This window comes from Arthrobacter hankyongi (assembly GCF_022012395.1).
In the GTDB taxonomy this organism is placed as follows: domain Bacteria; phylum Actinomycetota; class Actinomycetes; order Actinomycetales; family Micrococcaceae; genus Crystallibacter; species Crystallibacter hankyongi.
This window is the reverse complement of record NZ_JAKLTQ010000019.1, coordinates 39,856-55,845: the sequence shown is the minus strand read 5'-3', so window position 1 is coordinate 55,845 and position 15,990 is coordinate 39,856. Positions and strand designations below refer to the sequence as shown.

General features: G+C 68.4%; 16 protein-coding genes. 4 read left to right on the top strand and 12 right to left on the bottom strand.

Translation table 11 applies throughout. The features are described 5' to 3' along the window. Positions 1 to 25 precede the first annotated feature (25 nt). The 6 genes from LVY72_RS19145 to LVY72_RS19120 form a co-directional block, all read right to left on the bottom strand. On the bottom strand, positions 26 to 319 hold the full coding sequence (locus LVY72_RS19145; protein WP_372463737.1) for a DUF3039 domain-containing protein: 294 nt from the start codon (positions 317 to 319) through the stop codon (positions 26 to 28). A 187-nt stretch (positions 320 to 506) separates the two neighbouring features. After that, complete coding sequence (locus LVY72_RS19140; protein ID WP_237825037.1) at positions 507 to 2,078, bottom strand: transporter; 1,572 nt, start codon at positions 2,076 to 2,078, stop codon at positions 507 to 509. Continuing rightward, positions 2,060 to 2,887 (bottom strand): ABC transporter ATP-binding protein, encoded by an 828-nt coding sequence (locus LVY72_RS19135; protein WP_237825035.1) that lies wholly within the window; start codon positions 2,885 to 2,887, stop codon positions 2,060 to 2,062. The genes LVY72_RS19140 and LVY72_RS19135 overlap by 19 nt, the downstream gene beginning before the upstream one ends. A 57-nt stretch (positions 2,888 to 2,944) precedes the next feature. After that, positions 2,945 to 4,048, bottom strand: a complete 1,104-nt coding sequence (locus tag LVY72_RS19130) for an NADH:flavin oxidoreductase/NADH oxidase (protein ID WP_237825032.1) — start codon at positions 4,046 to 4,048, stop codon at positions 2,945 to 2,947. 23 nt (positions 4,049 to 4,071) lie between these two features. Then, positions 4,072 to 5,010 carry a tetratricopeptide repeat protein gene (locus LVY72_RS19125; RefSeq protein WP_237825030.1) on the bottom strand — a complete coding sequence of 313 codons (939 nt, stop codon included), beginning with the start codon at positions 5,008 to 5,010 and terminating at the stop codon, positions 4,072 to 4,074. 67 nt (positions 5,011 to 5,077) lie between these two features. Further along, a complete protein-coding gene (locus LVY72_RS19120) occupies positions 5,078 to 6,766 on the bottom strand; it encodes a DUF8094 domain-containing protein (protein ID WP_237825021.1) in 1,689 nt (562 codons plus the stop codon). Between the two features lie 254 nt (positions 6,767 to 7,020). Here LVY72_RS19120 and LVY72_RS19115 point away from each other — a divergent pair, with 254 nt between their 5' ends. Then, positions 7,021 to 8,307 carry an AI-2E family transporter gene (locus LVY72_RS19115; RefSeq protein ID WP_372463736.1) on the top strand — a complete coding sequence of 429 codons (1,287 nt, stop codon included), beginning with the start codon at positions 7,021 to 7,023 and terminating at the stop codon, positions 8,305 to 8,307. 16 nt (positions 8,308 to 8,323) lie between these two features. On the opposite strand, the gene LVY72_RS19110 is transcribed toward LVY72_RS19115, so the two are convergent. After that, a complete protein-coding gene (locus tag LVY72_RS19110; RefSeq protein WP_237825019.1) occupies positions 8,324 to 8,674 on the bottom strand; it encodes an Rv1322 family protein in 351 nt (116 codons plus the stop codon). Positions 8,675 to 8,836: 162 nt separating this feature from the next. Here LVY72_RS19110 and nucS point away from each other — a divergent pair, with 162 nt between their 5' ends. The 3 genes from nucS (at position 8,837) to LVY72_RS19095 (ending at position 11,292) form a co-directional block, all read left to right on the top strand. Further along, positions 8,837 to 9,532 carry an endonuclease NucS gene (gene nucS, locus LVY72_RS19105; RefSeq protein ID WP_237825017.1) on the top strand — a complete coding sequence of 232 codons (696 nt, stop codon included), beginning with the start codon at positions 8,837 to 8,839 and terminating at the stop codon, positions 9,530 to 9,532. Between the two features lie 46 nt (positions 9,533 to 9,578). Beyond that, positions 9,579 to 10,805: an N-acetylglucosamine-6-phosphate deacetylase gene (locus tag LVY72_RS19100; protein WP_237825009.1), complete on the top strand. Its 1,227-nt coding sequence runs from the start codon at positions 9,579 to 9,581 to the stop codon at positions 10,803 to 10,805. 283 nt (positions 10,806 to 11,088) lie between these two features. Then, on the top strand, positions 11,089 to 11,292 hold the full coding sequence (locus tag LVY72_RS19095) for a cold-shock protein (RefSeq protein WP_237825001.1): 204 nt from the start codon (positions 11,089 to 11,091) through the stop codon (positions 11,290 to 11,292). A 98-nt stretch (positions 11,293 to 11,390) separates the two neighbouring features. On the opposite strand, the gene murA is transcribed toward LVY72_RS19095, so the two are convergent. The 5 genes from murA to LVY72_RS19070 all read right to left on the bottom strand — a co-directional run bounded on the left by murA (position 11,391) and on the right by LVY72_RS19070 (position 15,967). Continuing rightward, positions 11,391 to 12,665 (bottom strand): UDP-N-acetylglucosamine 1-carboxyvinyltransferase, encoded by a 1,275-nt coding sequence (gene murA / locus LVY72_RS19090; RefSeq protein WP_237824999.1) that lies wholly within the window; start codon positions 12,663 to 12,665, stop codon positions 11,391 to 11,393. 124 nt (positions 12,666 to 12,789) lie between these two features. After that, positions 12,790 to 13,221, bottom strand: a complete 432-nt coding sequence (locus LVY72_RS19085) for a DUF2550 domain-containing protein (RefSeq protein ID WP_237824989.1) — start codon at positions 13,219 to 13,221, stop codon at positions 12,790 to 12,792. An 8-nt stretch (positions 13,222 to 13,229) separates the two neighbouring features. Then, positions 13,230 to 13,526, bottom strand: a complete 297-nt coding sequence (locus LVY72_RS19080; protein ID WP_237824987.1) for a F0F1 ATP synthase subunit epsilon — start codon at positions 13,524 to 13,526, stop codon at positions 13,230 to 13,232. A 5-nt stretch (positions 13,527 to 13,531) separates the two neighbouring features. Further along, positions 13,532 to 14,995, bottom strand: coding sequence for a F0F1 ATP synthase subunit beta (atpD, locus tag LVY72_RS19075; RefSeq protein ID WP_237824977.1), 1,464 nt, complete (start codon positions 14,993 to 14,995; stop codon positions 13,532 to 13,534). Positions 14,996 to 15,073: 78 nt separating this feature from the next. Continuing rightward, positions 15,074 to 15,967 carry a F0F1 ATP synthase subunit gamma gene (locus tag LVY72_RS19070; protein WP_237824975.1) on the bottom strand — a complete coding sequence of 298 codons (894 nt, stop codon included), beginning with the start codon at positions 15,965 to 15,967 and terminating at the stop codon, positions 15,074 to 15,076. Between the last annotated feature and the right edge of the window lie 23 nt (positions 15,968 to 15,990).

Here is a 15,990-nt window from a genome sequence, read left to right as displayed (position 1 = left end):
GAGGGATCAGGACACGGCGCGGGGTTTATTCCTTGCCGCCGGGGCGGAGCCCGTCGTAGATCTTCTTGCAGTCGGGGCACACCGGGAACTTGTTCGGATCGCGGCCCGGTACCCAGACCTTGCCGCAGAGCGCGATGACCGGTTCCCCGGACAGGGCGGACTCCATGATCTTTTCCTTGCGCACGTAGTGCGCAAATCGGTCGCGGTCACCCGGTTCGAGTTCCTCGCGCAGTTCCTCGCGCTCGATGGTGGAGGTCGATCCACCCGGGCCCGACGGCCGGAACGGGTCGTTTTCGAAGGGGTCTGGAGGCAAACTCATGTCATCCATCTTAGCCCCGGGCCCGGGTCCTTCCGGGCGCGGCGGGCCGGTCACGGCTGCCGCGGCCGGTGTGCCGCCGTGTCCGGCATTGGCCCGGCTGCCGTCCCGCAACGGCACCGGCACGCCGCACCGGCCCAGAACCGGACACCGGAGGCCGGGCCGCCGGTCCCCGGGGGGCCGCTGCCGGCTATTTGTTGACCGACACGGCCTGCAGCAGTTCCGGCCCGCGGCGGTCGTACCAGCGGCCGCCGATCCGCAGGCCTGCGGCCAGCAGGACCGAGCCCAGCACCACGCCCACCGCCAGCGCCAGCCATCCCCACAGCGGCTGGCCGGTCAACACAAACGCCAGCGCCAGCAATCCTTCGGGCAGCACCAGCAGGACCAGGGCAACCATGCCCAGGCACTGCACCACCATCATCCGCACGCCCGAGCCGGGCGGGGTCTTGAACGGGCTCTCGCCCGGCAGCGGCACGTTGTAGGTGTAGCGGGCCGACACCACGCTGGAGAGGCCCAGCCCGCTCAGCAGCGTGCCCAGGGAGAGCCCCAGCACGGCGGGCAGCAGCTCCCACCGGCCCATCAGCGCAACCGGAATGACCGCGGCCAGCACGGTGGCCGGAAGGGCGAACAGAGCGCAGGCAGCCGCGCGCCCGGTGCGGTCGGCCAGGCCGCTGACGCCGGCCGCCAGGTGCAGGGCGAAGGCGGTGTTGTCGTAGGAAATGTCGGCCGAAATGGAGAACGCCAGCAGGAAGGCCAGGATCGGGCCCAGCCACAGCATCGGGGTAAGGTCGCCGGCCTGGCTCACGCCGAAGAACATCACCACCGGGATCAGCGGAACCACGATCAGGGACGCGCCGTAGCGGGGATCCTTCAGCCAGTAGGTCAGTGCCCGGGCCGCCACGGCCCCGGCCGGGGTGGCGGGGACCCGCGCAAACAGGCCCAGGTTCCCGGCCTTGCGGCTGGCCACGGCGTTGTGTGCCGGCGTGACCAATGCCCGGGCCAGGCTCAGTTTCCACAGCCAGGCCAGCACGGCCAGCGCCAGCAGGCTGATGGCCAGCTTGGCCGCGGCGGCACCCCAGCTGCCCGTGGCCAGGTCCCCGGGCACGGCCCAGATGCTGCCCAGCGGGGTCCAGGACAGCGTATCGGCCAGCACCGGCAGGAAATCCTGCGAGCTGCGCAGCCCCTCCATGATCCCGAAGCTGATCGGCCCCAGCAGCACCAGCGGCACGATGGCGATGACACCGGAAGCATCCTTGAACCGGCGCGAGCTGGCCAGTGCCGTGGTCGCCGAGGTGGTCAGCCGCGAGAGGACGACCGCGGTGAGCACGGCCAGCACGGCGCACGGCACCGCGGCGATCATCGCTGCCGGGTGCTGCCACCAGGCGGCGGCCTGACCCAGCGCCGCCAGCAGGGTGATGATACCGGGAATGCCCAGGACGCCGCCGACCGCCAGCCCGGCCAGCAGCTGCGGCATGGGCACGGCGAAGGTGACGAACCGCGCCGGATCCAGCGTCATGTCCACGCCAAAGGCCACCAGCGGGATCAGGGCCCAGCCCACGAAGGCCGCGGCCCCGCCGAGGATCACCGCGGTGCGGGCGGTGGCCGGGTCGGTGTAGCTGAGGAAGAACAGGCCGGTAATCAGCATGGCCAGCAGGCCGAGCGCATACAGCCCGCCGAGGATCACCCCCACCAGCTGCCAGGGACTGCGCCGGAAGCCGTTGCGCAGCAGGGTCAGCTTGAGCCTTACGAGGTGCGCAACCACTCGAGCCCCTCCGCCTGGTTGCGTCCGCCGACCAGTTCCACGAACCGGTCCTCGAGGCTTTCGCCGGCGCGGACTTCATCCACGGTGCCCGCAGCCAGCACATGGCCCCCGGCGATGACTGCCACGTGGTCGCACATCCGCTGCACCAGGTCCATGACATGGCTGGAGACGATCACGGTGCCGCCGGAATCCACGTAATTGTGCAGGATGTCGCGGATGTTGGCCGCCGAAACCGGATCCACCGACTCGAACGGTTCGTCCAGGACCAGCAGCCGGGGCGCATGGATCAGCGCCGAGGCCAGGGCGATCTTCTTGGTCATGCCGGCGGAGTAGTCCACCACCAGCGTGCCGGCGTCCTTGGCCAAATCCAGGGCCCGGAGCAGGTCCGCCACGCGCCCGGCCACCGTCTGGCGGTCCATGCCGCGCAGCAGGCCGGCGTAGGTGACCAGCTGCTCGCCGGTGAGCCGGTCGAAGAGGCGCACCCCGTCCGGCAGGATGCCCATCAGGCGCTTGGCCTGCAGCGGCTGGGACCAGACGTCCACTCCGTGCACCACGACCTGGCCATAGTCCGGACGCAGCAGTCCGGTGGCCATCGACAAGGTGGTGGTCTTGCCGGCTCCGTTCGGGCCCACGAGGCCGTAGAACGAGCCGGCCGGAACATCGAGGCTGACGCCGTTGACGGCAATCTTGCCGCCGAAGGCCTTGGCCAGGCCGCGGATGGACAGGGCGGGCTCGTGGGCCGCCACGGGCCGGTCCGGGAACCGCGTGGCCGCCGGATCCGGGGAACTCTCAGGTGCGGGCGAAGTCATACCGCCACGCTAGCAACGCCCGCGCGGCGCGAGGGTCATCCGAAGGGATTAAAAATCCTAATAATCCTCGGTCACTGCCGCGCGTTCGTACTGCGGCGGCCACGGCACCTTGGCGCCGAGGTCGACGCCGGCGCGCAGCCACCAATGCGGGTCCCGCAGGGCCGCCCGGGCAATCAGCACTGCGTCCGCGGATCCTTCGGCAATGATCCGCTGGGCGTGCGCGGGCCGGGAGATCAGCCCGACGGCGCCCACCGGCAGCCCGGATTCGCGGCGGATTTCGGCCGCGAAGGGCACCTGGTAGCCCGGGCCGAGCGGAATCTGCGCACCGGCCACCGCCCCGCCGCTGGACACATCGATCAGGTCCACCCCGGCGTCCCGCGCGCGCACGGCCAGTCCGGCCAGATCCGCCGGTTCCAGCCCGCCCGGCACCCAGTCGGAGGCGGACACGCGCAATAGCAGCGGCATGGCGTCCGGGATGGCCGACCGCACCGCGGCCACCACGGCCAGCACGAGGCGCGAGCGGTTGGCCGCGGTGCCGCCCCAGCCATCCCGCCGGGTGTTGACCAGCGGGCTGAGGAACTGATGCAGGAGATAGCCGTGGGCCGCGTGGATTTCCACGGCATCGAAACCGGCCTGCACCGCACGTTCCGCCGCCGCGCGGAAGTCCGCGACCACGGCCAGGAGGCCTGCCTCGTCCAGCGCCGCCGGAGCAGCGTAATCGCCGAAGGGCTCCGTGGTCGGCCCGACCGTCTGCCAGCCGCCGTCGGCCGGGGCGACGCTGCCGCGCTCGGCCGCGAACGGCCAGTAGGTGGAGGCCTTGCGGCCGGCATGGGCCAGCTGGACGCCGATTCTGGTCCCAACGGGCCCATGCCGGTGCACAAAACCGACGATCCGGCTCCAGGCCTGGGCCTGCCCGTCCGTCCACAGCCCGGTGTCCCGCGGGCTGATACGCCCCTCGGCGCTGACCGCCGTCGCCTCGGTCAGGATCAGTGCCGCGCCGCCGGCGGCGAACTGTCCCAGATGCATCAGGTGCCAGTCATTGGGCACGCCGGCGCCGGCGGCAGGGTCCACCGAATACTGGCACATCGGGGCCACCCAGCCGCGGTGCGCCAGGGGCAGTCCGCGCAGCTCCAGCGGGTCGAACAGTCCGGGGGCAGCCATCGGCAGCGGGCCCTGCTGCCGTCCTAGAAGAGGGCCCGGGCCAGGGCCTGGCGCGCCTTGGCCACCCGGGGATCGGAAGCGCCGACGATGTCGAACAGCTCGACCAGCCGGGCGCGCGCGGTCTCACGCTCGTCCCCCGTGCTGCGGCCGACGAACCGCACCAGCCGGGCGAAGGCGTCCTCCACATGGCCGCCTGCGACGTCCAGGTCCGCCACCGCCAGCTGGGCCTCCAGGTCGTCCTGGCTTTCGGCCGCAGCGGCGCGGATGGCGTTGGCATCCGCGGACTCCAGCCGCTGCATCAGCTCAACCTGGGCCAGTCCGGCCCGGGCTTCGTTGTCGCCGGGCTGCTCGGCCAGGGCCTTGCGGTAAGCCGCAGCAGCGGCCGCATAGTCCCCGGCCTCGATTGCGTCGAAGGCCTCCTGGTGCAGCGGCGGCAGCGGCAGCTCGGCCGGCTCGCCCTCGGCTCCGGTCTGGCCGGTGACTCCGTTGGCCTGGGCCACCTTGAGCAGCTCATTCACAAAGGACCGCAGCTCGTCCTCGCTGGCCAGACCTTGGAAGAGCGGGATGGGCTGGCCCTTGAGCAGCGCCACCGCCGCCGGCACGCTCTGCAGCTGGAAGGCCTGGGCGATGCCGGGGCTGGCATCCACGTCGACCCGGGCCAGGACAAAGCGGCCGGCAAATTCCCGGGCCACCTTTTCCATCACCGGCGACAGCTGGGTGGCGATGTCGCTCCAGCCGGCGGTCAGCTCCACGATCACGGGCACCTGGCCCGAGAGCTGGATCAGCGCGGAGAAACTTTCCTGGTTGGCTTCGACGATGTAACCGTCGGTGGCGGCGGCCGGTTCGGACCCGCCGGCCGCCGGAGCCTGCGCCCGGGGGCGCGCCAGCGCGGACAGATCAACGGCGCCGCGCAGGTTGGCGGAAAGCGGCGCAGGGCCTTGTCCTGGGGTAGGAGTGGTCATGGCAACACCCTAATACGAGCAGGCGGACCCTGCAGTGCGGTTGGTGGAGGATTCTTCGACTGCCGGCCTACTTCAGCTTCGCGGCGACCAGGTCCTGGGCCACGCCGACCACGGAGACCTTGTCGTTGGACCCGGCCGGCGGCACCTGCAGGAACACCGCCTCGGCGTAGGTCACATCGGCACCCTTGGTGGTCGAGTCGGCCCCGGCCAGCGCCGCGAACTCAGGCGACAGCTCCACGACGGCGCCGGACTCGGAGGGCAGGCTGCGCATCAGGCTGCGCAAGGTCCCGTAAACCACCGCACCGCCGTCGGCCGTGCGCAATGTGCGGACGGAGCCCTTGTCGATGGAGCGGCTGAAGGTGATTTTGGCGTTCTTGTTCGAGGTCTGCTGGTCCTTCTGGAAGGACCGGATTTGGTCCGCAAAGGTGTTCTTGGCCACGGCATTGCTGTTCCTGCCCGAGGTCAGGTAGCCGGAAAGCAGCTCCAGAGCCTGCTGCGGCGAATAGGCCAGCCCGTCCTTATCCGCGGGCGCCACCGCTGCGGTGCCGCCCTCCTCGGTGGAGACCTGCGGGAACTTGGTGCCGGGCAGCATCTGTACGGCGCCGATCATCTTGTAGTTTTCGCGGGCCTCGGCCTGCGAAAGCACGATCACCTGCGGGACAGGATTGTTCTTGCCCTTGGTCACGGCCACGGCAGTGCGCGGCCATTCCGGCGTCGAACTGATCATCGAGGTCAGGACCGGTCCTGCGGAAACAGGCACCGGCGCCTCGACCTTGCCCTTGCCCGCACGGACCCGGTAGTTCGCCGAACGCATGGTCAGCGCGGGGCCGGTCACGCGGTCCTGGAGTTTCTTGGCGTCCTTGGCCGAGTCGCCGGCGGAAACTGCGGCGCCGACCGCGTCCATGATGCGGGTCAGCTGGCCGGGCAGCAGGACCGGGTGCGCGGCAGCCTGCTCGGTTCCCGCGCCGGCTGCCTCGGCAGCCGGGACCGCGGCCTGGGCGGGCAGGGCCGGGCCGGCGGCCAGCGCCAGCGCTGCCAGTGCCCCGGCCGCGAACCGGGCCCGGCCGGATTCCCGGTCCGGGGTCCAGCCGCCCACCGGGCTCGACGGTTCGGTGGCCACGCGGCGTCCGCCGCCGGGCCGGCCCGCAGCGGGCGGGGCCGGCGGAACGCTGCGCTTGCCGGCGACGACGGCCAGCGCACCGCCCAGTACCGCGGCCAGCGCACCGACGATGATCAGTGCCAGCGCCCATGGGGTGGCGGTATCGTTCGGCCAGCTCACGGTGACCTTGGTGGGGGCCGGCTTGGTACCGTCGGCGGCCAGCAGAATGGACCACTGCCCCGGTGCCGGGTCGGTCCAGCTGTAATCGATCGCCGAGTCGGCGGTTTCCTCGCTGACCCAAAGATCGGAACCGGCCGGGTTGGGCACCTTCGCGTCGCCGTCGGTACGGCTGCCCTGCAGGGCGCCGTCGTCGGCGCCGCTGATCGTGGTGTGGGCGGCCGAACCCACCCAGGCCTTCACATCGTCGGACCGGCCGACGGCCAACAGGAACTCCCCGTCGCCCTCAACCTTGATGTCGACGTTGTCGGGGCTCTGCTTCAGGACGGCCGGCTCGATGACGGTCAGCGGCGCCGCGGCATCGCTGGAATAGCTCGCCGTCACCGTCTCCGGCGGAGCCCAGATGGTCTTCAGGCCGATGCCCCAGACCACGGCCAGCAGGCCCGCCACGATGAGGCCAACAGCTATCTTCAGTCGCACGCAAATACCTATCAGTTGTTGCTTGAGTGGGTGCTCGAGCCACATCAGTAGATGCTCGAGTTGCCGCCGTCGTCGGCCGGACTTGGTAACCCTATGATAACGAAACCGGCCCGCCGGCCGCTCACGGACCCGCTCGCGGGTCCGTGCCGCTGCCTCCGGTGCACCCGGTCCGCCGGCTGGTACTGTGTCGCTCAGAGCCAGACGAGGCCCGGAAAAATGGCAGTCTCCCAGATGCACCTAAGGCAGGATCCTGAGTGACCGTGAACGAGGAAGGCCGCGACGGCGGCCTGCCGCAAAGCGCAGTGGACGCTGCGGACCGGACACGGCCGGCCAGCGCCGAGCGGAAGCAATCCGTGGTTTCCAAGCTGGGACGGATCGCCGCCTCAATTCCGCGTGCCCAGCCCCGGCCGCGCTTCACCCTGCCGCCGGAGGCAGAGCCGCGGGAGGAACAGACCGTCGGGCCGGTTCCGGACCCAACAGGCATCCGCACCGAGCCGGGTACCGGATCCGCCAGGCACCCCATCTACTTCGGGTTCATGGCAACGGTGGGCGTGGGGCTGGCCCTGCTGGTCTACTTCATTCTGTCCAACGTGGGCCAGTTGCTCGGCTGGATTGCCGCCGCGATGTTCATCGCCCTCGGCCTGGACCCGGTGGTGCGCTGGCTGGGACGCAAGGGGCTGCCGCGGCCGGCGGGAGTCGTCGCCGTCGTGGTGGTGTTCGGGGTCCTGCTGATGGGCTTCATCGCCGTGCTGATCCCGACCATCGTTACCCAGACCACCCAGATTGTGGCCAATGTGCCGCGCTACACCACCGATTTCCTGAATTCGGCGTTCTTCCAATCGATCGACCGGCAGTTCCAGGTCCGGGCCCGGATCGAGGAAGAGGTGGCGAAGTTCCTGGCCAATTCCGAAGCGGTGACCGGGATCTTCGGTGGTGTGCTCGGCGTCGGCTCGGCTGTTGCCAACGGGGCTTTCGGCGCGCTGATCGTGCTGGTGCTGACCCTGTATTTCCTGTCCTCCCTGCCGGCCCTGAAAATCTGGGCCTACCGTCTGGCCCCGCGTTCGCGGCGGCAGCGGGTACAGGTACTGGCCGAAGAGATCACCGACAGCGTGGGCAGCTACGTGATCGGCCAGGCCTGCGTAGCGGTGATCAATGCGACCGTCGCCTTCATCGCGATGACCATCGCGCAGGTTCCCTTCACCGCACTGCTGACGTTCCTGGTGGGGCTGCTGGCCTTTATCCCGCTGGTGGGCGGCATGATCGCCGGGATCATGGTGTCGCTGGTCGCGCTGACCGTGGGCTGGCAGACGGCGGTGCTGTTCGCGGTGCTGTATTTCGCCTACCTGCAGATCGAGGCTTACTTCGTCTCGCCGCGCATCATGCAGCGGGCGGTGGCGGTCCCGGGCGCGGTGGCCGTCATCGCGGTGATTGCCGGCGGCTCGCTGATGGGGGTGCTCGGGGCACTGATGGCCATTCCGGCGGCAGCCGCGGTCATGCTGCTGCTGAAGGAAGTGTTCATCACCCGGCAGGACAAGAACTAGCGCAGCGCGCCTGCAGTTAGGCGCGGTAGCGGTAGTTCCGGGTGTTCCAGCAGTGCTGGTGCCAGTGCCGCCGCTCGGACAGGGCAGCCTCCGCGCCGAACAGCGAGTCCTCGCGCCAGGCGACCAGATGCTCCATGCCAGGCTTGATCACCAGCGAACAGCCGGGACAGGTGTAGTCCTTGGCCGCCCGGGACGGCGAAATCCGCCGGATGTTCCATTCCCCGTCCGGAGCACTCTGCCGCTCCGCCAGCCCGAACCGCGTACGGTCCAAATCCGCGTCCGGCTCCGCAGCCCGCGTCCACTTGTTCCCGGCGCCCTTCCTTGCACCATGGCCGGTGGGGCGGCGGGGACGGTTGGAGCGGGGCATACGCCAATTCTGCCCAGCTGCCGGCCGCGCTGCCAAACCGGGTCCGGTCCGCGCTGCCACTCCACGGTGGTTCCACTGCGAAACGGGATTCTGCCCACGTTCCGGACTACAGCAGGATCCCGTTTCGAAGGCGGAGCATTCCGGCGTCTAGACTGGCCTACTGTGCGTCTAGTTATTGCCCGCTGCTCCGTCGACTACATCGGCCGCCTCCGCGCCCATCTGCCCCTGGCCACCCGGCTGCTGATGGTCAAGGCCGACGGTTCCGTCCTCATCCATTCCGACGGGGGCTCCTACAAGCCGCTGAACTGGATGAGCCCACCGGCCACTTTGCATGTGACGGAGCCGGACGAGGACGACAACGAAGCCGGCGTGGCCGAGATCTGGAACGTGCAGCATGCCAAGAGCGACGACCGCCTGGTCATCAGCATCCACGAACATCTCCACGAGCTGAGCCACGACCTGGGCGCCGACCCGGGGCTGGTCAAGGACGGGGTCGAGGCGGACCTGCAGCGCCTGCTGGCCGAACAGATCCACCTGCTGGGCCAGGGCTGCACGCTGATCCGGCGCGAGTACATGACCGCCATCGGCCCGGTCGACATCCTGGCCCGGGACGCCGCGGGCCGCACCGTCGCCGTCGAACTCAAGCGCCGCGGCGACATCGACGGCGTCGAACAGCTCACCCGCTACCTGGAACTGCTCAACCGCGACCCGCTGCTGGCTCCGGTCCGGGGCGTGTTCGCAGCCCAGCAGATCAAGCCGCAGGCACGCGTGCTGGCCACCGACCGCGGCATCGAGTGCCTGTCCCTGGACTACGACGCCATGCGCGGCGTGGACGACATCGAGTCGCGGCTGTTCTGACCTGCCGTCCGCTGCGCCCGGGCGGACCTGCCCCTAGAATCTGACTATGAGAGCCAGCGCGCAGCCCACGGCGCAGTCCGGCGGATATTTCCGCGGGCGCATCGTGACCGACGGACAGGTCATTGAGGACGGGCTGCTGGCCTATGCCGGCGAGCGGATCGTCTATGCAGGCCCGGCCACCGGTTTCGACACCACCGGATGGGCGGAGCGCGAGCTGCCCGCCGGCGCCATCCTGCTGCCGGGACTGATCGATCTGCACTGCCACGGCGCCCGCGGCGGGGATTTCACCTCCGGCAGCAACGAAGCCATCCGCACCGCCGTCGACTTCCTCCACCGCAGCGGCACCACCACCCTGCTGGCCAGCACCGTCACCGCTCCGCGCGACGAACTGATCGATGCCATGGAACGGCTCGCGCCCCTGGCGCAGGAGGGCCTGATAGCCGGAATCCATGCCGAGGGCCCCTTCCTGTCCCCCGTCCGCAGCGGCGCGCATCAGCGCGGACACCTGGCCGCGCCGGACCCGGGACTGGTGGACGAATTGCTCAACGCCAGTCAGGGCCAGCTGCGCTCCATGACCTATGCGCCGGAACTGGCCGGGGCCGAGGAGCTGGTGGACCTGCTGACCGCCCGCGGCATCAACCCATCACTGGGCCACACCGACTGCGATGCCGCCACCGCCGCCGCGGCGCTGGCCCGGGCCGCCGAAGGCCTGGCCCCGGCCGGCTTCGACGGCTACAGCAGCCGGCCAACGGTCACGCATCTGTTTAATGCCATGCCGCCGTCCCACCACCGCTCCCCCGGCCCCGCCGCTGCCAGCCTGCGGGCCGCCAAGGCCGGCCAGGCCGTGGTGGAATTGATTTCCGACGGCGTCCACCTTGACCCGCAGACGGTGCTGACCGTCTTCGACCTGATTGGCGCGGAGAACGTGGCGCTTGTCTCCGATTCCTGCGCGGCCACCGGCAGCCCGGACGGACGCTACACGCTGGGTGGAAGCGAGGTCACCGTGGCGGACGGCGTCGCCACCGTGGACGGCGTGCTGGCCGGCGGGACCTCGACGCTGCTGGATGTGCTGCGCCGCACGGTGGCCGCAGGGGTACCCCTGGCCGATGCAGTGACGGCGGCAACCACCGTCCCGGCATCCCTGCTGGCGCTGATGGACGAGGTCGGAAGCCTGCATCCGGGGTACAGCGCCGATGTGCTGGTGGCGACCTCCGGACTGGAGCTGGTGGCAGTCCTGCGGCAGGGCCAGTGGCTTCCGGAACTTAGGCAATGACCTGCGCCGATATGGTTCCCAAAGCAGTATTTCAATCCGTTGGATAATAATTTCTTAACAATGCATTTCGGCCGCTTGGAGTCGTTGACCTGTCCCGGACCCTGTGTGATGCTTAAGCCAGTCTTTGTGTAGATGTGTTATTCATACTCGCAGGACGTTGTTGCGAGTGTGAAGCTCCTCAGCTCCGCCGTCAGGCCGGAAAATGCAGGTGGCTTCCGCGGAGTAACCGGAGCGGTACGAGGTGTGCTGCTCTGAGAAAAAGTACCATTATGAGGAGAAATAAATGGCACAGGGGACCGTCAAGTGGTTTAACGCTGAAAAGGGCTTCGGCTTCATCACTCCGGATGACGCCGAAGGCGACGTTTTCGTCCACTACTCCGAGATCCAGACCAACGGATTCCGGACCCTGGATGAGAACCAGCGTGTGAGCTTCGAGATCGGCCAGGGCGCCAAGGGCCCGCAGGCCACCGGCGTCACCCTTATCTAGCGCCCAGCCGCACCAGTCCTGCGACGCCGCAGGATATGACAATGCAGTGGCCCCGCAGGCACAGCTTGCGGGGCCACTGCATTGTCACCTCACGATTGTCAAGCACCGTCGGTCCGGTGCCGCTGCACCTGGGCACCGAGTCCACGCAGCTGGTCGTCGAACCGTTCGTAGCCGCGGTCGATATGGCCGACGCCGCGGACCTCCGTAACGCCGTCCGCCACCAGCCCGGCGATGACCAAGGCTGCGCCGGCCCGGATATCGTGGGCTTCCACCGGTGCACCGGAGAGCCGGGAGACGCCCTTGATCAGCGCGTGGTGGCCGTCCAGCCGCACCACCGCACCGAGCCGTGCCAGTTCCGAGGTGAAGCCCCAGCGGGCCTCGAAAACGTTCTCCGTGACCATGCCGTTCCCCTCAGCCACCGCGTTCAGGGCCACCACGAACGGCTGCAGGTCGGTGGGAAATCCGGGATACGGCAAGGTGGAGACGTTGATCGGCTGCGGCCGCTGCGGCCCGGCCACCGTAAACCCGTCGTCGCGGGCCTCAATCCGGCAGCCTGCCTGGGTCAGCTTGTCCAGCACCACCGCCAGGTGCCGGGGATCGGCGTGGCGGACATCGACGGTGCCGCCGCTGATGGCGGCGGCGAAGGCCCAGGTGCCCGCGGCAATACGGTCCGGCACGGTCCGGTGCGTCACCGGCCGCAGCGACTCCACGCCATGCACCACCACGGTAGGTGTGCCCGCCCCTTCGATACTCGCCCCCATCGCGGAGAGCAGGTTGGCAATGTCCACGATTTCCGGTTCACGGGCAGCGTTCTCGATGATGGTGGTACCACGGGCAAGGGTCGCCGCCATCATGAGGTTCTCGGTCGCTCCTACCGAGGGGAACGGCAGGTTGTGGTGCGCTCCCCGCAGACCGTCGGGAGCGCGGGCTACCAGGTAGCCGTGGTCGATAGTGATGTCGGCGCCCATGAGTTCCAGTCCCCCGCGGTGCATATCCAGTCCGCGCGAACCGATTGCGTCTCCGCCGGGCAGGGCCACCTCGGCGCCGCGGCAGCGGGCCACCAACGGCCCAAGCACGGAGATCGAAGCCCGCATGGCCCGCACCAGGTCATAGTCGGCCTGGTGGCCGGGGACGGCCGGCACTTCGATGTGCACCGTGGCCGCGTCGACATCGTAGTCGACGGTGCAGCCGAGCCGGCGGAGCAGTTCCGCCATGATCCAGACGTCCTGGATGTTCGGCACATTGGAAATCGATGACCTGCCTTCGGCCAGCAGGACAGCGGCCATCAGCTTCAGCACGCTGTTCTTGGCGCCGGTGACCTCCACGTGTCCGGACAGCGTGCAGGGCCCGGTGACCAGAATGACGTCTTCCATAGTGTCCATCCTTGAGATTGGCGTGCCCCTGTCTTAGGGGCGGAGGACGGCCGGTTAAGCACAAAGCGCGGCATCCCTTGACGGGAGCCGCGCGGCAGTGCCGGAGCCGTCCGGTGCGGGCAGTTCAGCGCCAGGTACCGATGCCGATCACGGGACCGGCCTCGAGCCATGCGGACAGCCCCGCGTAGACCTCGAAGCTCAAGGCCAGCTGCAGGTCCTGGCCCTCGTAGGAGAGCATCGCCACCACGGTTCCGGGCTGGACCTTCGTGCTTTCCTGCTCGGTGGGCTGCCGCCAACCCTTCAGTTCCAGGGAACTGCGCAGGTACCTGCGGCGCGGGCGGGGGCTGAGCGAGAGGAGCCGCATCCACTCCAGGTGCTTGTCGGCATACCGTCCAATGCCCAGCTCCCATTTGCCGGGGGCATGGCAGAGCGAAGCATCGAAGGTGCCCAGGGTGCGCCGCAGTTGATAGCGGCGCACCCCCAGGGCAACCAGGGACAGCAAGAGCAGCAGCAGGACTGCCGTCAATGCTGCCACCGGGAAACCGAACGCGTCCACTCGCGAGGCTAGCGGGTGCCTGCCGTCGCCGGGCCTTGAGCAGTGGCGTTGTCGGCCACGATCACTACCCGGTTGCGGTCAACGGAGAAGAAACCGCCGTCGACGGTGAAGGCCATCCGCTGGCCGGAGACCGGCTCGATGGCCAGCTCACCGGGAGCCAGGATGGCAATCACCGGCGTGTGACCCGGAAGGATCCCGATCTCGCCGTCGGCGGTGCGCGCCTTCACCATACTTGCTCCGCCGGACCACACGAAGTGGTCCGCCGCAACAATCTCAACTTGCAGTTCAGCAGAATTGTCAGCCACTGGCCTTACTTCCCGGTCTGTTCCTGGATCCTGGCCCAATTGCGCTCGACGTCGTCGAGGCCGCCGACGTTGAAGAACGCCTGCTCGGCCACGTGGTCCATCTCGCCGTCGCAAATCGCCCGGAAGCCCTCAACGGTGTCCTTGATGGACACGGTCGAACCCTCGACACCGGTGAACTGCTTGGCGGTGTAGGTGTTCTGGGAGAGGAACTGCTGGATACGGCGGGCGCGGGCCACGACGATCTTGTCCTCTTCCGAGAGCTCGTCCACACCGAGGATGGCGATGATGTCCTGCAGTTCCTTGTTCTTCTGCAGGATCTGCTTCACGCGCACAGCGGTGTTGTAGTGGTCATGGCCGATGTACTGCGGATCGAGGATGCGCGAGGTGGAGGTCAGCGGATCCACGGCCGGGTACAGGCCACGGGAAGCGATTTCACGGGACAGTTCCGTGGTCGCGTCCAGGTGCGCGAAGGTGGTTGCCGGGGCCGGGTCGGTGTAGTCGTCGGCCGGCACGTAGATGGCCTGCATCGAGGTGATGGAGTGGCCCTTGGTGGAGGTAATGCGCTCCTGCAGCAGGCCCATCTCGTCGGCCAGGTTCGGCTGGTAGCCCACGGCCGAGGGCATGCGGCCCAGCAGCGTGGAGACCTCGGAACCGGCCTGGGTGAAGCGGAAGATGTTGTCGATGAACAGCAGCACGTCCTGGTTCTGCACATCGCGGAAGTACTCCGCCATGGTCAGCGCGGACAGCGCCACGCGCAGACGCGTTCCCGGCGGCTCATCCATCTGGCCGAACACAAGGGCGGTGTCCTTCAGGACGCCTGCTTCTTCCATTTCGACCCAGAGGTCGTTGCCCTCGCGGGTACGCTCACCCACGCCGGCGAACACCGAGGTGCCGCCGAAGTTACGGGCCACGCGGGTGATCATTTCCTGGATCAGCACGGTCTTGCCCACGCCGGCGCCACCGAACAGGCCGATCTTGCCACCCTTGATGTACGGGGTCAGCAGGTCGATGACCTTGATGCCGGTCTCGAGGATCTCGGTGGAGCTCTCGAGGTCGGCGAATTTCGGGGCCTTGCGGTGGATCGGCCAGCGCTCGGTGATCTCGAGGCTGGACTCCTCGACGTCGAGCGGCTTGCCCAGCACGTTGAAGATGTGTCCCTTGACGCCGTCGCCCACGGGGACGGAGATCGGCGCGCCGGTGTCCTGCACGACGGCACCGCGGACGAGGCCGTCGGTGGCCTGCAGCGAAATGGCGCGGACCAGGTCATCGCCCAGGTGCTGCGACGTTTCGAAGGTAATGGTGTGGGTTTCGCCGTTGAGGGTAATCTCGGCGGTCAACGCGTTGTACATTGCGGGGATGGCATCCGCAGGGAATTCGACGTCGACAACCGGGCCGATAACTCGGGCAATACGGCCTGTGGCGCCCGAGGCAGCGGAACCGGTTCCGTGCTCGATAGTTTGGGCAGTCATCTCTCTCACTTCACTCAGTTAGATGGCGTGGGGATAGGTTTACGGTGTGCAGCGTTGCTGGCGCTTCGGCTGCGGGGGTCAGGACGCGCTAAGGGCGTCCGCACCGCCCACAATCTCGGTGAGCTCCTGCGTGATCTCGGCCTGGCGGGCATTGTTGCGCAGCCGGGTGTACTTCTTGATGAGCTCATTCGCATTGTCCCCGGCGGACTTCATGGCGCGCTGGCGGGCCGCCAGCTCGCTGGCCGCAGCCTGCAGCAGGGCTGCGAAGATCCGGGACTCGATGTACCGCGGCAGCAGCGCATCGAGCACCTGGGCCGGTTCGGGCTCGTATTCGTACAGCGGCAGCAGCTCCGACTCGTTGGCCGCTTCCTCCTCCACGACCTCCAGCGGAAGCAGGCGGATAACCGCGGGCTCCTGGGTGACCATGGACTTGAACCGGGTGTAGACGACATGGATCTCGTCCACGCCGCCGTCCTCGAAGGGAGTGCTGAAGTCAGCGAGGACAGCGTCGCCGATCTCGCGGGCCGTTTCGAATGCCGGCGCGTCCGTTCCGCCGGTCCACACCCGCTGGTACGGAATGCTGCGGAAGTCGAAATAGGCCTGGGCCTTGCGTCCGACCAGGTAGTGGCGGACTTCCTTGCCTTCTCCGCGCAGCAGTTCAGTCAACGACTGGGCCTGCTTGAGCACGGAGGCGGAGTACGATCCTGCAAGGCCGCGGTCGGAGGTCATAACCAGGACTGCCGCGCGCCGGATCTGCTCCGGTTCGGTGGTCAGCGGATGGTCGATCTCAGACTGTGAGGCCACAGCAGAAACGGCACGGGTGAGCGCGTTCGCGTAAGGCAGCGACGCAGCCACCCGGCTGCGGGCCTTTCCAATCCGCGAGGCGGCGATCAGTTCCATCGCCTTGAAGATCTTGCGCATCGCCGTCGTCGATGCGATCTTCTGGCGATAGACCCGAATCTGGGCTCCCATACTTTTCCTTTCCTAATCCTCGC